The following is a 16,065-nucleotide window of genomic DNA, read 5'->3' on the forward strand; positions in this document are numbered from 1 at the left end:
GGAGTAGGCAAGGATTAATAACGAGGGGGACACAAGAATGAAAATCGCTTTAAAATGGTCGTCCGTATCTATTGTTTTGCTGGCGCTCGCCATCTTCTCTGCAGCCTGCGGAGGCGGAAACAACGCAGGAAACGGAGCCGATCCATCCGCACAGCCGGACAATGAGGCGGCGGGAACGACGGAGGAATCGACAGCGCCTGCAGCCGATGCGGCGCCGGTCGAGATAACGGTATGGGACAAACCGCATGCGGACGATGCGGACAAAACGCTCAAGGAGCAGCAGTTCGCCGATTTTGAAACCAAATATCCGAGCATCAAGGTTACTCATGTGGAGCAAACGAAAGGCAAGGAGCGGGAGCAGTTCATGACGGCCGTCGCCGGCGGTCAGCAGCCTGACGCCTATCTGAACGCCTACCCGGATATGGCCCCCTACATCGCCCAGGGCATCACGGCGGATATTACCGACATGTGGAACGCATTTCCGGAGAAGGATAAATACCTGCCCTCCTCGCTCGATGCCGCAACGAAGGACGGCAAAATCTACGGCGTTCCGAGCACGATGTATGTAACCGCACTCATGTACAACAAAAAAATGTTCGTGGACGCGGGCATCGATCCGGCCGCCGCCCTTAAGGACTGGACATCGTTCGCCGAAGCGGCCCAGAAGCTGACCGATCCGGCTAAAAGTACGTACGGGAATGCCATTCTTGGCATGGACTGGGCGGACTGGTTCTTCGAGTACTATGTCTGGCAGGCTGGCGGCGATCTGACGGAGCAGCAGGCAGACGGCACCGCCAAGCTTACCTTTACTTCCGATGCGGCGGTCCAGGCGCTGCAGTATTACAAGGATTTGAAATGGAAGTATAAAGCAACTCAGAAAAATGTGGTCCAGAGCCTCGACGACAACCAAAAGGATTTCTATACGGGACATGCGGCTTCCACGGTGGCGGCCTCCGACTGGTTCGGCAACATGATTTCCAAAGGAATGGATATTAACGATATCGGGTTTGCCTCGCTGCCTGCCGGACCGTCGGGCAAGTCGCCGTCACAGGTCGGAGGCAACTACTTTATCATCAACCCCAAAGCGTCCAAGGAGAAGCAGCAGGCTGCCTTCACGTATGCGACGTTCTTCTCATCCAAGGAAGTGCTTGAGCAGCAGCTCCAATTTGCCCAGGACAACGGACTGTTCCCGAATCTCCTGACTGTCCGCTCCGATGTGGAAGTGACGAAATATGTGGAAGGACTCTCGGAAGACCTCGTAGCCGGAGTCCAGAATGCCGCCAAAGAGACACATCTGGAATATTTCCTGAAGGCCAGTCTCAGCCCCTATATCGTCAAACCGATCCAGACTATCCTGCTTGATGAGAAAGCCGATCCGAAGACGGAGCTTCAGAAAGCCCAGAACTTGGCTCAGAAGGAAGTCGTAGACAAGTACAACGCCGATCTTAAAAAATAAAGAAAAGACAGCTTTCGGAACTCCCCTTCAGGGAAATCCCGGAAGCTGTCATGGAGCGGAAAAGCCTATGAGAATAAAACTTAACATTCGCTGGATGCCGATTCTCTTTCTGTTTCCATCCGTCGCATGCTACCTGCTGTTCAAGTATTATCCACTGCTGAATATGATTTATATCAGCTTCTTCGATTACAGTCTCGTGAACCCGCCGGGACCGTTCATCGGGCTGGCCAATTATATGCAAATTCTGCATTCTGCAACCTTCTGGCAGGCCGTTCGGAATACGTTTATTTTCTTTGCACTGTATCTGGGTCTGACGTTCTGGCTTCCCATTGTCCAGGCGCTGCTGCTCACGGAAATCCGCAGGGCAAACGCCCTGTTCCGGTTTCTGTACCAGCTTCCGACCATTGTCCCTCTGGTTGCGGGCATTCTGGTCTGGAAGTGGATGTACAATCCCGATTTTGGCCTGCTCAATTACTGGCTGTCGAAGATCGGTCTGGGCCCCTACCTGTGGCTGAACGATCTGCATATCACGAAGCTTGCCATCGTGCTTCCCAGCTTCTTTGCCGGCTCCGGCATATCGCTTTTGTTGTATTATTCGGCGATCCGATCGATTCCGGCCGATATTCTGGAGGCCGCCAAGATGGACGGGGCCGGGCCGTGGAGAAGAATGTGGACGATGCTCCTGCCCAATATCAGATTTATCGTTATCATCAATTTTGTCTCTTTTATGTCAGGCGTTCTGCTCGCCTACGACAATATTTATGTCATGACGCAGGGCGGACCTGCCGGAAGCACGACGGTGGTGTCCATGCTGATCGTCAATACGGCTTTTCAGCAATCCAAATTCGGCATTTCCGGGGCAATGTCCCTGTGTATGTTTCTGATTATCGCCCTGCTCACGGTCCTGCAAAATAAAATTTCCGCAGAAAAGGATTGAAGCGTATGAAAACGATGCGAATAGCGGAAAAAGGGCAGAGATCTATGAATATTACGGCTTATATCGTTACTCTGTTCTTCGTCGTATCCGCTATTATCCCCATTCTCTGGATGATTGTGTCCTCGCTGAAGACCGAGACGGATATTCAGGCTTATCCGCCTAAATGGCTGCCGAGCATCCCGCAATCCGTTCAGGTCACTGTCGACTATACCGGTCTTGAAGAGAAGGATGCGCTGTTCTATGAGAAGGAAGCGATGAAGGCAACATGGTATCCCTGGATGAAGAACCTCAGGGAAGATATCGGGGAAGTCACTGTGACTGGCATTCGGGACGGAAATCTTTTGTATAAGGCCCGGACAATATCGTCGTCATTCCATGTTGGACAGCCGCTTATTGTGCCTTCCACACTGTTCAACGATGCGATGATGAACCTGAAGCTGCCGATTATTCAGGAGCGTGGGTTTTCCCGGTTCCACTGGTATGGAACAGAAGGGGAGAGTGCTGAGACCGAGCGTGGATTCGAGAATAAACCGATAGCATCCGAATTTCAGCACTTTTATCAATCCACCAAATTCGTTACCGGCAAAGTAGCGTCAATACAGGAAAACTCCAACTGGCTGCGGATGTTCGACAGCTATCTGTCCTTGAATAAGCTGGCTCAGGATGTGGCCGGCCCGCTTGGCTTTTTCCGATATTTTCTGAACAGCGCCATTATTACGGTGTCGAGCGTAGCCCTCCAGCTCCTGCTGGGAGGCCTGGCAGGCTACACGCTCTCGCAATTGCTTAGAAGCAAACGGTGGCAGTTTTTCTGGATCATGTTCTTCCTGGCGACGATCATGATCCCGGATATCTCGCTCCTCCTGCCGCTTTATTTGCTGATGAAGGACCTGGGTCTGGTAAACAGCCTGCTTGCCGTTATTTTGCCGCATACGGCATGGGGGATCGTCATCTTCCTGTTCAAAGGCTTTTTCGACCAAGTATCCAAAGAGCTTATTCAGGCGGCGCGGGTGGACGGCGCTTCAGAATTCCGGACCTTCACCCAAATTGTCGTTCCGATGTCCATTCCCGTCTTTACCGTCGTGGCGGTGATGACCTTCATCCCCGTCTGGAATGAATTCGTATGGCCGCTTGTCGTCAATAATTTGCCGGTCAACTGGACCTTTACCGTTGCGCTCAACGATCTGCAGAACAGGAGCGGCGTACAGCAGAACATGATCATGGCCAGCTCGTTCGTCTCCATGATCCCGCTGCTGATCGTGTTCATGACATCGCAGAAATATATCGAGAAAGGCGTCAGCTTCTCCGGCGTCAAAGGATAAGAAGGCTCGGCATGAGCACAAAAGTCGAGCTTGGTATTATCGGACTTTTGTGAAGTTGCCCAGGTCATTCATTTGCCTGTGCTCCAATCGATGACGGACCGGTTTGAAATCGCTGCAGTATGCGATATCTCTCCCACTCTGGTTAAGCGAACAGGAAGATACCAAGGAGGATTATGTGATGAAAATCAGTGGAATCAAGATGTTTCATCTGCGCCCGAGATTTACATTCCTGAAAATATCGACTGACGAGGGCATTGATGGCTGGGGAGAAGCAATTGTCGAGGGCAGATCGCGGACAGTTGAGATGGCGGTAAAGGAGCTGGAACCGCATCTGATCGGTCAGGACCCCCGTAGGATCGAGCACTTATGGCAGGCCATGTATCGGGGAACGTTCTACCGGGGAGGTCCGATTCTGACCAGCGCGATTAGCGGCATCGAACAGGCGCTGTGGGATATTCTCGGCAAGTCGCTCGGCGTGCCCGTGCATCAATTGCTCGGCGGAGCGGTGCGCGACCGTATTCGCATGTACAAGGGAATTGGGGGATCGACCTCTCAGGAGGCTTACGAAAATGCGAAGAAGTGGCGCGCGCAGGGCTTCACGATGGTCAAGACCGGAATCGACGGCAGAGCCCATGTAATGGAGAACCCCAGCTGGATCAACCGTGAAGTGGAGCGGATCGAGGCTATCCGCGATGCTATTGGAAATGATTGCGACCTTGGCATTGATTTCCACGGACGGCTCGGTCCGGCACTGGCGATCAGGCTGATCAAGGAATTGGAGAAATTCCAGCCTGTTTTCATTGAGGAGCCCTGCTTGCCTGAGAATGTGGATACGCTTGTGACGATTGCCCGTTCAACGACGATCCCGATTGCAACGGGTGAGCGGCTGTTCACCAAATGGGCGTTCCGCGAGGTGCTTGAGAAGCAGGCTGCTGCGATTCTGCAGCCGGATCTGGCTCACTGCGGAGGCATTATGGAGGGCAAGAAAATTGCGGCGATGGCCGAAACGTATTACGCGGGATTCGCCCCGCACAATCCGCTTGGCCCGGTCAATCTTGCAGCCAGCCTGCAATTGTCGGCTAATGTGCCAAATTTCCTGGCTCAAGAGCATGCCGAGCTCGGCGAAGGTTATCTGAAGAAGCCGTTTGTCGTCAAGGACGGTTATCTGGAGACTCCGACCGCTCCCGGACTTGGAATCGAGATTGATGAAGAGGCCATCCAGGACAAGCTTTATACCGGCGATTGGGATACTCCGCGCTGGTTTCACGCGGACGACGGCTCCGTAGCCGACTGGTAAGGACAGGAAGGGGAGGTAAGAATATGAGAGGAAAGGTGGCACTTGTCACCGGAGGTGCGGCCGGCATCGGTAGAGGCATTGTCGAGGTGCTGCTCCGGGAAGGCTGCTGCGTCACGATTGCGGATATTGATCAGGAGCATGGAGAACAAGCGGTATCCGAACTGGCAGATGACAGCGCTCGTGTCCAGTTTATCCGCACCGACGTGTGCGCGGAAGCCGATATTCAGAATGTTGTGGATCGGACGCTGGAGCGCTGGGGCGCCGTCGATATTCTGGTAAACAATGTCGGTACCCATTTCTATAAATCCATTGGGGATACAACACTTGAAGCATGGGACCGCGTAATGGCAGCGGACCTTCGGAGCCATTTCCTCGCGGTGCAGAAGGTGCTGCCGATTATGAAGCAGCAGGCGACCAGAGGAGCGATTGTCAATATTTCCTCTGTGCATGCTATGCAAACAGGACCGATTCATGCTGCCTATGCCGCCGCCAAGGGCGGAGTTGTGGCGTTGGCGAGATCCATCGCGCTGGAATGCGCGGGTTACGGCATCCGGGTCAATACTGTGCTGCCTGGCTTGACGTGCAATGCCCACACACACCGTTGGTTGGCCGGTTTAACGGCGGAGCAGAAGGCGGATAAGGAAAAGGAAATGAGCCGGAATATACCGCTCGGACGGATAGCCGAAGCGACAGAAATTGGAGAAGCGGTCGCTTTTTTGGCCAGTGACAAAGCTTCGTTCATAACAGGGGCATCTCTGGTCGTGGACGGAGGGGAGTCAAGCCATCTCTGATGGCAGATCTGATGAAGGAACACCCGGGGCGGATGTCCCGGTTTTTTGCCGTTAATTGAGATATTCCGGCCTATATTCTCCTACACGGCCAAATGCCGACCAATAGCGGATCGCTGCAATTGGTGGTATGCGGCGCTGTGGACAAAATTGTCCATGATATAATTATCCTTTATAATCGTGGTTACGGAGACATCAAAGATTATGTGGCTTATATCTTTCAAATAACACTTGCACCTTACGCAGCGTCATGTTTTATAGTAAGGGTACCGCTCAATAGTCAGCGCGAATAAAGGAGGATAAACGGATGAACGAACGATCTGCCAAGCATGAGACTTTCGTTATTGAACGTACTTACGATGCTGTGCCGGAGCGGGTATTTGCCGCATGGGCAGATGCCGAGGCGAAAGCGCAGTGGTTTCAAAGCGCCGCCGAGTTTGATTTTCGGGTAGGAGGACGGGAAAGCACTCGTGGAGGGCCGCCCGGTGGTCCGGTTTATAGCTACGACGCCTGTTATCAGGAAATCGTAACGGGGCAGCGAATTGTCTATACCTATTCTCTGGATCAGGACGAGACCAGAATATCAGTCTCCGTGGTCACTGTCGAAGTGGAACCTGCCGGTTCCGGCACACGGCTGATTTATACCGAGCAAGGCGTTTACCTGGATGGCCATGATTCACCGGCTCAGCGGGAGCAGGGCACGCATGACTTACTGGACAAGCTTGGCGACGTGCTCCGAAGCGAGTAGGGGATTCCGGAACGATTATAAATATGGAAGCGGAGGAGTTCAAACATGTCAGATATTCATAATAGCGCAAGCGCAGAAAAGGACGCAGGCACAAACGAATCGGTGCATACGCGCATCATCGATGCACCGCGCGAAAATGTTTTCAGCGCCTGGACCACGCCGGAGCTTCTGGCTGAGTGGTGGGGCCCTAAAGGCTTTACGAACACATTTCAGGAAATCGATATCCGGCCGGGTGGGCATTGGAAATTTATGATGCATGGCCCGGATGGAAAAAACTACCCCAATGAATGCATCTTTTTAGAGATCAGCAGTCCCGAACGCATTATTTTACGACATGTCGCTCCCAGGTTTCAGATAATCGCAGATTTCGAGAACCTGAACGGTAAAACAAGGATAACCTTCAATCAGCGTTTTGAGACGGCGGAGGAGCTGAACAAGTTAAAACACATTGTTGGTCAAGCGAATGAAGAAAACCTGGATCGTCTGGCCGGGGTCGTGAAGAAGACATTAACAAACAAATCGTGATCATTGAGCCTCCCAACGGGAGGTTTTTTTTGATATATACCTGTAGAAGAACGGCTAAATAACAGCTTAAGCCTTTCTTAAGTTTCGCTTTATCATTTCTTATGGATTGCCTCTGATAATGAAAATATTACATAGAGGAGGTACGCAGAGACAATGATAAACAAACTAGGGCTTGCGGCTTTTATGAAAGTAATCGCCATGATCGCCATACTGGGAGGATTAATTGGTTTCCAGCCTGGTTCGGCATATGCCGAAACGAATATCGAAACAGCACGGATCGATCGCTTTATTCAGTCCCGGATGGATAAAAACAATATTCCGGGACTTGCTGTGGCGATCGTCCACGATGATCAGATCGTCTATTCCAAGGGATTTGGACAATCAGGGAATGGGAAGCCGGTTACAGTCAACACCCCGTTCGCCATTGCTTCTTTAAGCAAGTCGATAACCGCATTAGCCGTGATGCAGCTGGTGGAAGCAGGGAAAGTCAGCCTGGATGTACCCATTACGGACTATATCCCTTCATTCAAGGTGGATGATCCTCGCGGACCGGAAATTACCGTGCGCCAGCTGTTGAATCAAACAAGCGGACTGGCCGACTCCGTTTTTCCTGAAATGGCATTTCGCAAGCAGCCGGGCACTCTGGAGGAATCGATCGCCCGATTCAAAAACGTCAAACTCGCAAGCAATCCCGGACAGCAGTTTCATTATCATAATCCCAACTACCAGTTATTAGCCCGGATCGTCGAGGTAGTGAGTCGCGAGAGCTTTTCCGGATATCTGCAGAAGCATATCTTTAACCCTCTTCAAATGAATCATACGGCAGACGCCGCCAACACCAGACAGTTCTCTGAAGCCGACGGGCAGTTCTCAAGCGGGCATATTTTCTTATATGGCAAACCGGTTGTGAAGAAAGAACCCGATTGGTTTGTCGAGGGGGCGGCGGGAAATATTTCTACGGTGGAAGATATGGCGCATTGGCTCATCCTGCAGCTAAACGGGGGCAAGTATGAAGGGGTCCGGCTTCTCAGCAGTGAAGGGATCAAAACCATGCATTCCGCCCCGGCCGGAACGGACAGTACGTATGGAATGGGATGGAGCGAGGATGGCTCTAAAATCGATCACAATGGGTTATTATGGACTTACTATGCGGATCAAGTGCTTATGCCCGAAAGCGGATATGGAATCGTTGTCTTATTCAATAGCGGTCTCAACATGCTTGTTAATTATTCTTCCTTCACAGCGGGGTTATCCGATATTCTGGGCGGGCAGCAGCCCAAGGAAACCTTCTTCTCCGGGCAGACCCTTGAGATTCTGATTGGCTTGCTCACGGTCGTGACCCTTGGTTTGGGAATTCACAGCTTTTTTCGAATGAAAAAATGGGAGGAGAGATATACAAAACGCGCCAAATGGTTAACTTGGGTCTATATCCTATTGCGCCTGGTTCCGCTTGCTGTGTTCATCTGTTTGCCGAAAATACTGTTTTTCATCGCTGGGGGACGGGTGCTGAACGGGGAGCGGATTTTCCTGATTATGCCAAGTTTTTTCATTTTGCTGATGCTTGCATCCATGTTTGGCGTTATACATGCAGTAGGACGAATGGTCAGGATGTACAGGATTATGAGGGTGAAATGAAAACGATTTACAGACAATTTTCTCTATGTTAAATTAAAATTGTATTTGGTTGATTAAATCATACGAAAGGGACAACTCCGGGTTGCCCCTTTTTACTTGTATGGGAATTTGGGGATGCCTGATGAAAAGATACATGCCGTTCACCTACAAGACTATGATTCCCTATCTTCTGCTCGTTCTGTTGACGGACGTGCTTGTCGGTTACATCTCGTATTCCATGCTGATTCAGTCACGGACGGAAATGGCGGAATCCAATATCCGGACCGGCATGGAGCAGGCGAGAAACAACATCAGATATCAGATGGACGAAATCCAGCGGATGTCGGATACCCTCTTCGGAAGCCTGTCGTTCCAGCGCGCGCTCCAGAAGAAGGGCGAGCCGCTTGAGATCTATCTCACGATGCTGGATGAAATCGTTCCCCAGATAACAGCCCCTTTGCAATTATTCGGCAATCATATCCGCCTGATGCTGTACACGCTGAACAGCGATCTGAATATCGTTTCAGGAGACAACCTGGCCGATCCCATCATGGACAGCGATTATTATATCCTCTCGTTCGACGATATCAAGGACAGTGAATGGTATCACACCTTCAAGGATTCCGGAAGGGACAATATCTGGCTTCAAATCGATACGGACAGGCAGCTGGGCAATATCTCCCATATCCGCCGGCTGGTGTCCTACAACGATTATAATACGGTGATCGGCTATGTCCGGATTACGGTTTCGCTGGATGATCTGCTTGGCAATTTCACGGCCTTCCCCGTTAATCAAGGGATTACGCTGCGGCTTATCGACGAGCCATCGGGAGGCAATATATACCAGCAGGGAAGCGCCGGCGAGCACGAGAACGACGGATCGTTTCTTACGCTGCATGAGAGCATTCCGGAATCGGATTACGTCATCGAAACGCTGGTTCCATCCTCTTATTTGACCAAAGATGCGGGCAGGATGCAGAAAATTATTTTTGCGGTATGCGCGATCAGCTTCCTGGCAATGGCTTGTATCGGTCTGCTTGTCGCCCTGCTGTCAGGACGCAAGATGTCGCGGATCGTTACACTCGTACGATCCTTTCAGGAAGGGAACTTTCAGAAGCGGATCCGCTTCTCCGGAAATGATGAATTCGTTCAAATCGCCGATGCCTTTAATATTATGGGAACCAATATCCAAACACTCATACACAGCGTATATGAACAAGGGATTCAGAAGAAGCAGGCGGAGCTTGAGGCGCTGCAGGCCCAGATCAATCCCCATTTTCTGTATAACACCTTGTCGACCATCAGCAGCCTGGCTAATTTGGGAGAGGTCGGGAAAGTCACGGATATGGTCCAGGGCCTCTCCCGATTTTACCGGCTTACGCTGAATCAAGGGAAAGTCTATATTCCGCTTCGCGATGAAATCGAGCAGGTGAGCACCTATCTCGATATTCAGAGAGTCAAATATGCCAACGCCTTTAATGTATACTTTGATATAGAACCGGCGATAGGGGATGTGCTGGTTGTCAAATTGATTTTACAGCCATTCGTGGAAAACATATTCAAGCACGCATGGTTCGGGGATACGATAGCGATCCGGATCACGGGCAGAAGAATGGGAGAGCAAATCGAATTGAAGATAATCGATAACGGGATCGGCATCAAGCCGACCGAGCTCCGGCGGCTGCTGATGGGGCCGAGCCAGGCCGGCGGCTATGGCATCAAGAATGTGAACGAGCGGATCAAACTGCGGTACGGCAGCGGCTATGGCATCCAGATGGCCAGCATCTACGGGGCCGGTACGACGGTCCGCATATTGATTCCGGCCCATATCGTGATGGACGAAGAAGCGGAGCAGGAGGCGTCCATGGCATCCCAGCCGTGATTTTGTATGGTATATCATTGCAAAACGCAGTGTTCGCACTGCGGCGCGGTAAGATATGATAAATGGAATATCGTATATCCGTTTCTGTTTAATTTTTGCGAGAGCAGCAGGAGGAATCTGGCTTATGGGTCTAAACATCTTGTTGGTAGACGACGAATCGGTTGATCTGGAGTGGCTGCGGCGCAGAGTGCTCGGCAGCGGATTGGACCTGAACGTGGCAGGTACGGCCAATAATGGCTTCAGCGCCTTGAAATTAATGAAGCAGGAGCAGGTGGATATCATTCTTTCGGATATCCGGATGCCGATTATGTCGGGCATCGAATTTGCCAGGCAGGCCAAGGCGATCAATCCGCAGGTCAAGATTGTGTTTATCAGCGGTCATGAGGATTTCGGCTATGCCAAGGAAGCGATAGCGATGAATGTTTCGGGTTATTTGCTAAAGCCCGTGAAGGATAAAGAGCTTTACGAGATGCTCCTTTCTCTCTGCGAGAAGGTGGAGCAGGAACAGAATTGGAACCGCTCTTTTACGGAGACGCTTTCACTCGTCAATGAAGAGCTGCTGCTGCGCTGGTTCAACGATCTCGCCCCGGGTCAGGCGCAGACGCATATCCGGGGCGTCTTAAGTCCGCTGCTGAAGGCCGGATCTGCCGTCGCCTTGATCGAAATCGACGATCTGGAGAGGAAAACGCGCGATATGGGGGAAGAGAACAGGCGGCTTCTAACAGGTCAGGTGATCAGTCTGATCCGGGATATGGTCCGCGAGCAGGCGCTCGGCCTATTTATTGTTTCCCACAATACCCGTTTCGTCCTGCTGGCTGTCGGTCAGGAGGACCGATTTCTCACATACCTTGGAGAGCTGCTGCAAACCATCCGTCAGGCTGCGGATTTAACGATAACCATCGGTGTTGGCGCGTATGCGTACGACGAGGAGCAGCTGCACGAATCCTACAGGCAGGCGCAGGCTGCGCTGAGCGCCAAATGGCTTCTGGGCAAAAACAGGCTGATCCGGGATGTGACGGTTTCCGAATTCAACGGCAAGCCGGCTTCGCGTATGGATGAGACGATCGAGCGGATGCTTCAGGCTATTATGATTTACGATTTGGTTGCCATCGATGACTGCCTGCTGAACCTGTTCAGCAGAGGGAAACAATTCGCCGACAAGAACGACGTGTATGATCTGATCATCCGCATTACCTCCAAGCTCCATGCCGAAATGCAGCAAATGAACGAAAATCTGTACGAGCTCCTCAAATGGGAATCGCATCAGCCGGATATCCTGTTTCAATCCGAAACGGTCCATGATATTCTGTCCTGGCTGCGACGACGCTTCTTCGAATTGTCCGAGCTGCTGTATGTGAAGAAGCAAAGACAAAAACGGAAACTGATCGACGAGATTATGCGGTATGCCGAGGATAAGCTGGAGCAGAAGGTTACGCTGAAAGAGGTGGCGGCTCACTTTGATTTTACGCCCAATTACCTGGGACATCTGTTTAAGCTGGAGGCAGGCGTCCATTTCAGCGATTATCTGAATGAACGACGGACGAACCGCGTGTGCGAGCTGTTATCCGATCCGACGCTCAAGATTTACGAGATTGCGGAACGGGTGGGGTACAAGAACATCATTTACTTCAACAGGCAGTTCAAGCAATCCATGGGCATGACTCCCGGAGAATACCGGAAGAAACACAAGATATAACGAACTGGCTTGATGAGGCTCGGGTCTTTGGCGGATTCCGGGCTATTTTTTATGACTATTCGTCGAATTATAAGTTTCATAGCAATCGTGGATTTTGTATTAGCTTTAGTTGCTCCGCTGAATCCTGCATCGGGCGCAGTCCCGTTATAATGAATAGAGTAGAGACAACGAGAGGAGAATTAAGAATGAACCGACAGACCTTCTGGGGCGATGTCATCAAGTACAGGACACTGCTGTTGATGCTGTTGCCGGCTGTATTGTTCTTTATACTGTTCGCCTACGTGCCAATGGCGGGAATCGTCCTCGCCTTCAAACAATTCAACTACGACGGCGGTATCTTCGGAAGCCCGTGGAATGGACTCGATAATTTCAAATTCTTCTTCGATTCCGGCGATGCATGGCGGGTCACGAGAAATACGGCGCTTTACAACATCGCATTCATTCTCGTGAACAATGTCCTGCAAATATGCGCCGCCATCCTGCTATTCGAGGCAGTAGGCAAGTGGTTTCGGAAGCTGATGCAAACTGCCTTGTTCCTGCCTTACTTCATCTCCTGGGTGGTCGTTGGAGCAATCGCCTACAACCTGTTCAACTTTGATGTCGGCACGGTGAATGTTCTGCTGAAGGGGCTCGGGATGGAGCCGGTCGACATTTACAACACTTCCGCCTACTGGCCGGTTATTCTGGTCGCCGTATCCGCCTGGAAAACGCTTGGATATGGATCCGTGATGTATTTGGCCGCCATCACCAGCATCGATACCGAAATGTATGAAGCTGCGGAAATCGATGGCGCCAATATCTTTCAACGAATCGTGAAAATCACCGTTCCCAACCTGTATCCGACTCTGATTATTCTCGTGCTTCTGGCCATCGGGAATATTTTCCGCGGAGACTTCGGAATGTTCTACAACATGGTCGGCAATAACGGATTGCTGTTCTCCTCGACGGATGTGATCGATACCTTCGTGTTCCGGTCGCTCACAACCTCGAATGAAATCGGCATGTCGGCTGCCGCCGGGTTTTATCAGTCCGTTCTCGGGTTCGGGACCATTATGCTGGCCAACTATGCGGTCCGCAAATACGATGGAGACCGCGCGCTATTCTAAATAAAGGAGGTCAGGCGATGAGTTCTACCCTACTGAACAACATAAAGCCGAAGCCTGCGGCAGGAGTCAGGCGCGGCATGCGTACAGACCGCTTGCTTCTTTCGATCATCGGCTATTCTGCGCTCGCTGTGCTGGCGGTGCTCTGCATTTTGCCATTTATCATGGTCATTGCTTCGTCACTTACCGAAGAAAGCAAAATTATTGAAAACGGATACTCGTTTTTCCCCAGCGATTTTTCTACTGAGGCATACGGCATATTATTCCGGTATCCGGCAGAAATGCTCAAGGCGTATGGTGTAACTCTCGTTGTTACTGCGGTTGGAACGCTGCTCGGCTTGTTCCTGACCGCCATGACGTCCTATGTGCTCTCCCGCAAGGATTTCAAGTGGCGTTCCCAATTCTCGTTCTTCTTCTTCTTTACAACGTTGTTCAGCGGCGGTCTCGTTCCGTGGTATCTGATGATTGTGAATTACCTGCAGTTGAAGGATACGCTGATCGTTCTCATTCTGCCGATGCTGCTTAACGTTTTTTATATCATTGTCATGAAAAGCTTCATGAGCAGCATACCGGAGGCCATCACGGAATCCGCGAAAATCGATGGAGCGGGAGATTTCCTCATTTTCATGCGCCTCATCGTTCCGCTCTCCAAGCCGGCTTTGGCCACCATCGGTCTTTTCATCGCGCTTGGTTACTGGAATGATTGGTATAACGCGCTCTTGTTTATTTCCAATTCCGACCTGATGCCGCTCCAGTACTATTTATACCGGATGCTCGGGAACATGGACGGAATGCGCAGAGCCATGCTTGAATCCGGCGCGGCCATCAATATCAATCTGCCGACGGAGAGCCTGAAGATGGCGATGACCATCGTCGCAACAGGGCCAATTATACTCGCCTATCCGTTTATCCAGCGTTATTTTGTGCAAGGGCTTACAGTCGGCTCCGTTAAAGGATGACCTCAGGGAAACCTGGTTATCAATATACGAATAATGAATAAGGGGGACTTCAATCGTGAAACGAAAGGGACAACATGTCATGCTTCTGCTCGCCGTTATGCTTGTAATGGCGGTGGTGTTAAGCGCATGCGGAGGCGACAACCAGAAAACAGCGAATACAGGCAATACAGGCAATACGGAACAAAGCGGTGCGGAAAACAATAAGGAAAACGCTACGGAAAACAGCGCAGCCGGGGATGCAGCGGGTCAAGCCAATGCAACTGACGGGCAGCCGGATACAACTTCCGAGGTCAAGCTGAAGCTGCTTCTCATCGGGGCCAAGCCGGCGGATTATGACGAGGTATTTGGCCAGCTCAATACGCTGCTGAAGACCAGGATCAACGCAACGGTCGAAGCCGAGTTTCTGGACTGGGCAGACTGGCAGCAGAAGTACCCGCTGAAATTTGCGGCACGCGAGGATTTCGACATTGCCTTTACCGCAAACTGGGCGTTCTACAATGATCAGGCCTTAAAAGGCGGTTTCCTGGAATTGACGGATGACATGCTTTCCAAGTATGCGCCGAAGACGTGGGAGGCGATGCCCAAGGTTTCCTGGGATCAGGCGAAAGTAAACGGCAAGCTTTACATGGTGCCAAACAATAACGAGGAAGTGACCGACAAGGTCGTTCTCATACGCGACGATCTCCGCCAGAAATATAACCTCGAACCGGTGAACAGCCCGGAGACATTTGCCGCTTATTTGAAAGCGATTGCAGCTAATGAGAAGGGCATCAACGCTTACGGCGCCAAACCGGCTGACGGCTGGAAATGGCATGAGCTCGACCAAATTTTGCTGGAGCAGCAGAATGATTGGAACCTGGTCAACTACGACATCCCGCTGGCTTATAAACTGGACGATGCCAAAGGCCAGGTATTCAATGTATACGATACGCCGGAATTCAAGCAGCTTCTGACGTACTATAAAGATTTGGCCGATAATCAGGCCTGGTCCAAGAATGTGGTCAGCAACAAGAATGACGTATGGCAGGATATGAAAGCAGGCAAGACGGCGTCCTATGCGCAGAATCTGGGCACAGTGGCTGCCAACGTGGAGGAAGCAAGCCAGGACGAGCAGGGAGTTAAGGTAGCTATTGCCGATTTGACGCCGGATAAGAAGAAAATCGGCTCGATCTCGACTCAGAACGGGATGGCTGTCCATGCCACATCCAAGAATGCGGAGCGCGCACTGATGCTGATCGACCTCCTTCAGAACGATAAGGAGATTCATGATCTGACGATGTACGGCATTACCGGCAAGCATTACGATCCGGTAGGCGACGACAAGTTCCAGCCCGGTCCGAATGCGGCCAATTATACTAATTTCTCCAACTGGGGCTGGAATTCGCCGTTAAACCGCACGAGTGCAACCTTCCCTCAGGAAGCAACGGATATCGCCAACGGCTGGAAGGATAAGGTGTATCACTTTCCGCTGGAGACCTTCGTATTCGATAATGCCAAGGTGAAGAATGAAGTGGCCAACGTAGGCAACGTTATGCTCCGTTACTCGATTCCGCTGGAATACGGATTGATCAAGGATCTGGATAAAGGCCAGGCCGACCTGATCAAGCAGCTGCAAGCAGCCGGTATCGACAAGATCCGGCAGGAGCTGCAAAGTCAAATTGACGCGTTCCTTGCCGGGCAGCAGTAATCATATTTGCAAGCAGACGGAGAGGCAGGTGGGAACCGACCTCTCCTTCTTTTT

At 51.3% G+C, this 16,065-nt stretch carries 13 protein-coding genes; all 13 read left to right on the forward strand.

The window, feature by feature from the left end:
* The first annotated feature begins 37 nt into the window (after window positions 1-37).
* The 13 genes from ACFOLF_RS35855 to ACFOLF_RS35915 all read left to right on the forward strand — a co-directional run bounded on the left by ACFOLF_RS35855 (window position 38) and on the right by ACFOLF_RS35915 (window position 16,011).
* Window positions 38-1,456, forward strand: a complete 1,419-nt coding sequence (locus tag ACFOLF_RS35855; protein ID WP_210040212.1) for an extracellular solute-binding protein — start codon at window positions 38-40, stop codon at window positions 1,454-1,456.
* A 67-nt stretch (window positions 1,457-1,523) separates the two neighbouring features.
* A complete protein-coding gene (locus ACFOLF_RS35860; protein ID WP_210040211.1) occupies window positions 1,524-2,393 on the forward strand; it encodes a carbohydrate ABC transporter permease in 870 nt (289 codons plus the stop codon).
* A 5-nt stretch (window positions 2,394-2,398) separates the two neighbouring features.
* Window positions 2,399-3,712 carry a carbohydrate ABC transporter permease gene (locus ACFOLF_RS35865; RefSeq protein WP_210040210.1) on the forward strand — a complete coding sequence of 438 codons (1,314 nt, stop codon included), beginning with the start codon at window positions 2,399-2,401 and terminating at the stop codon, window positions 3,710-3,712.
* A gap of 178 nt (window positions 3,713-3,890) precedes the next feature.
* On the forward strand, window positions 3,891-5,009 hold the full coding sequence (gene dgoD / locus ACFOLF_RS35870; RefSeq protein ID WP_210040209.1) for a galactonate dehydratase: 1,119 nt from the start codon (window positions 3,891-3,893) through the stop codon (window positions 5,007-5,009).
* Between the two features lie 23 nt (window positions 5,010-5,032).
* Window positions 5,033-5,800: an SDR family NAD(P)-dependent oxidoreductase gene (locus ACFOLF_RS35875; protein WP_210040208.1), complete on the forward strand. Its 768-nt coding sequence runs from the start codon at window positions 5,033-5,035 to the stop codon at window positions 5,798-5,800.
* A 304-nt stretch (window positions 5,801-6,104) separates the two neighbouring features.
* Window positions 6,105-6,545 (forward strand): SRPBCC domain-containing protein, encoded by a 441-nt coding sequence (locus tag ACFOLF_RS35880; RefSeq protein WP_210040207.1) that lies wholly within the window; start codon window positions 6,105-6,107, stop codon window positions 6,543-6,545.
* 45 nt (window positions 6,546-6,590) lie between these two features.
* A complete protein-coding gene (locus tag ACFOLF_RS35885) occupies window positions 6,591-7,070 on the forward strand; it encodes an SRPBCC family protein (protein ID WP_210040206.1) in 480 nt (159 codons plus the stop codon).
* A gap of 153 nt (window positions 7,071-7,223) precedes the next feature.
* On the forward strand, window positions 7,224-8,705 hold the full coding sequence (locus ACFOLF_RS35890; protein WP_210040205.1) for a serine hydrolase domain-containing protein: 1,482 nt from the start codon (window positions 7,224-7,226) through the stop codon (window positions 8,703-8,705).
* A 121-nt stretch (window positions 8,706-8,826) separates the two neighbouring features.
* Entirely contained in the window at window positions 8,827-10,566 is a 1,740-nt protein-coding gene (locus ACFOLF_RS35895) for a sensor histidine kinase (protein WP_210040204.1), read from the forward strand.
* Between the two features lie 124 nt (window positions 10,567-10,690).
* Entirely contained in the window at window positions 10,691-12,262 is a 1,572-nt protein-coding gene (locus ACFOLF_RS35900) for a response regulator (RefSeq protein ID WP_210040203.1), read from the forward strand.
* Between the two features lie 185 nt (window positions 12,263-12,447).
* Window positions 12,448-13,368 (forward strand): ABC transporter permease, encoded by a 921-nt coding sequence (locus tag ACFOLF_RS35905; RefSeq protein WP_210040202.1) that lies wholly within the window; start codon window positions 12,448-12,450, stop codon window positions 13,366-13,368.
* Window positions 13,369-13,385: 17 nt separating this feature from the next.
* Window positions 13,386-14,324 (forward strand): carbohydrate ABC transporter permease, encoded by a 939-nt coding sequence (locus tag ACFOLF_RS35910; protein WP_210040201.1) that lies wholly within the window; start codon window positions 13,386-13,388, stop codon window positions 14,322-14,324.
* Window positions 14,325-14,379: 55 nt separating this feature from the next.
* The gene (locus tag ACFOLF_RS35915; RefSeq protein WP_379113196.1) at window positions 14,380-16,011 is read left to right on the forward strand and encodes an ABC transporter substrate-binding protein; all 1,632 of its coding nucleotides are present in this window, start codon (window positions 14,380-14,382) and stop codon (window positions 16,009-16,011) included.
* Window positions 16,012-16,065 lie beyond the last annotated feature (54 nt).

This window comes from Paenibacillus sepulcri, assembly GCF_042647105.1.
Lineage (GTDB): Bacteria > Bacillota > Bacilli > Paenibacillales > Paenibacillaceae > Paenibacillus_Z > Paenibacillus_Z sepulcri.

What these genes read in the sequence shown, in the direction of transcription:
- ACFOLF_RS35885 (WP_210040206.1), top strand. Translation starts at nt 6,591, where the DNA reads ATGTCAGATATTCATAATAGCGCAAGCGCAGAAAAGGACGCAGGCACA.
- ACFOLF_RS35910 (WP_210040201.1), top strand. Translation starts at nt 13,386, where the DNA reads ATGAGTTCTACCCTACTGAACAACATAAAGCCGAAGCCTGCGGCAGGA.
- ACFOLF_RS35890 (WP_210040205.1), top strand. Translation starts at nt 7,224, where the DNA reads ATGATAAACAAACTAGGGCTTGCGGCTTTTATGAAAGTAATCGCCATG.
- ACFOLF_RS35880 (WP_210040207.1), top strand. Translation starts at nt 6,105, where the DNA reads ATGAACGAACGATCTGCCAAGCATGAGACTTTCGTTATTGAACGTACT.
- ACFOLF_RS35860 (WP_210040211.1), top strand. Translation starts at nt 1,524, where the DNA reads ATGAGAATAAAACTTAACATTCGCTGGATGCCGATTCTCTTTCTGTTT.
- ACFOLF_RS35875 (WP_210040208.1), top strand. Translation starts at nt 5,033, where the DNA reads ATGAGAGGAAAGGTGGCACTTGTCACCGGAGGTGCGGCCGGCATCGGT.
- dgoD (WP_210040209.1), top strand. Translation starts at nt 3,891, where the DNA reads ATGAAAATCAGTGGAATCAAGATGTTTCATCTGCGCCCGAGATTTACA.
- ACFOLF_RS35855 (WP_210040212.1), top strand. Translation starts at nt 38, where the DNA reads ATGAAAATCGCTTTAAAATGGTCGTCCGTATCTATTGTTTTGCTGGCG.
- ACFOLF_RS35865 (WP_210040210.1), top strand. Translation starts at nt 2,399, where the DNA reads ATGAAAACGATGCGAATAGCGGAAAAAGGGCAGAGATCTATGAATATT.
- ACFOLF_RS35905 (WP_210040202.1), top strand. Translation starts at nt 12,448, where the DNA reads ATGAACCGACAGACCTTCTGGGGCGATGTCATCAAGTACAGGACACTG.
- ACFOLF_RS35900 (WP_210040203.1), top strand. Translation starts at nt 10,691, where the DNA reads ATGGGTCTAAACATCTTGTTGGTAGACGACGAATCGGTTGATCTGGAG.
- ACFOLF_RS35895 (WP_210040204.1), top strand. Translation starts at nt 8,827, where the DNA reads ATGAAAAGATACATGCCGTTCACCTACAAGACTATGATTCCCTATCTT.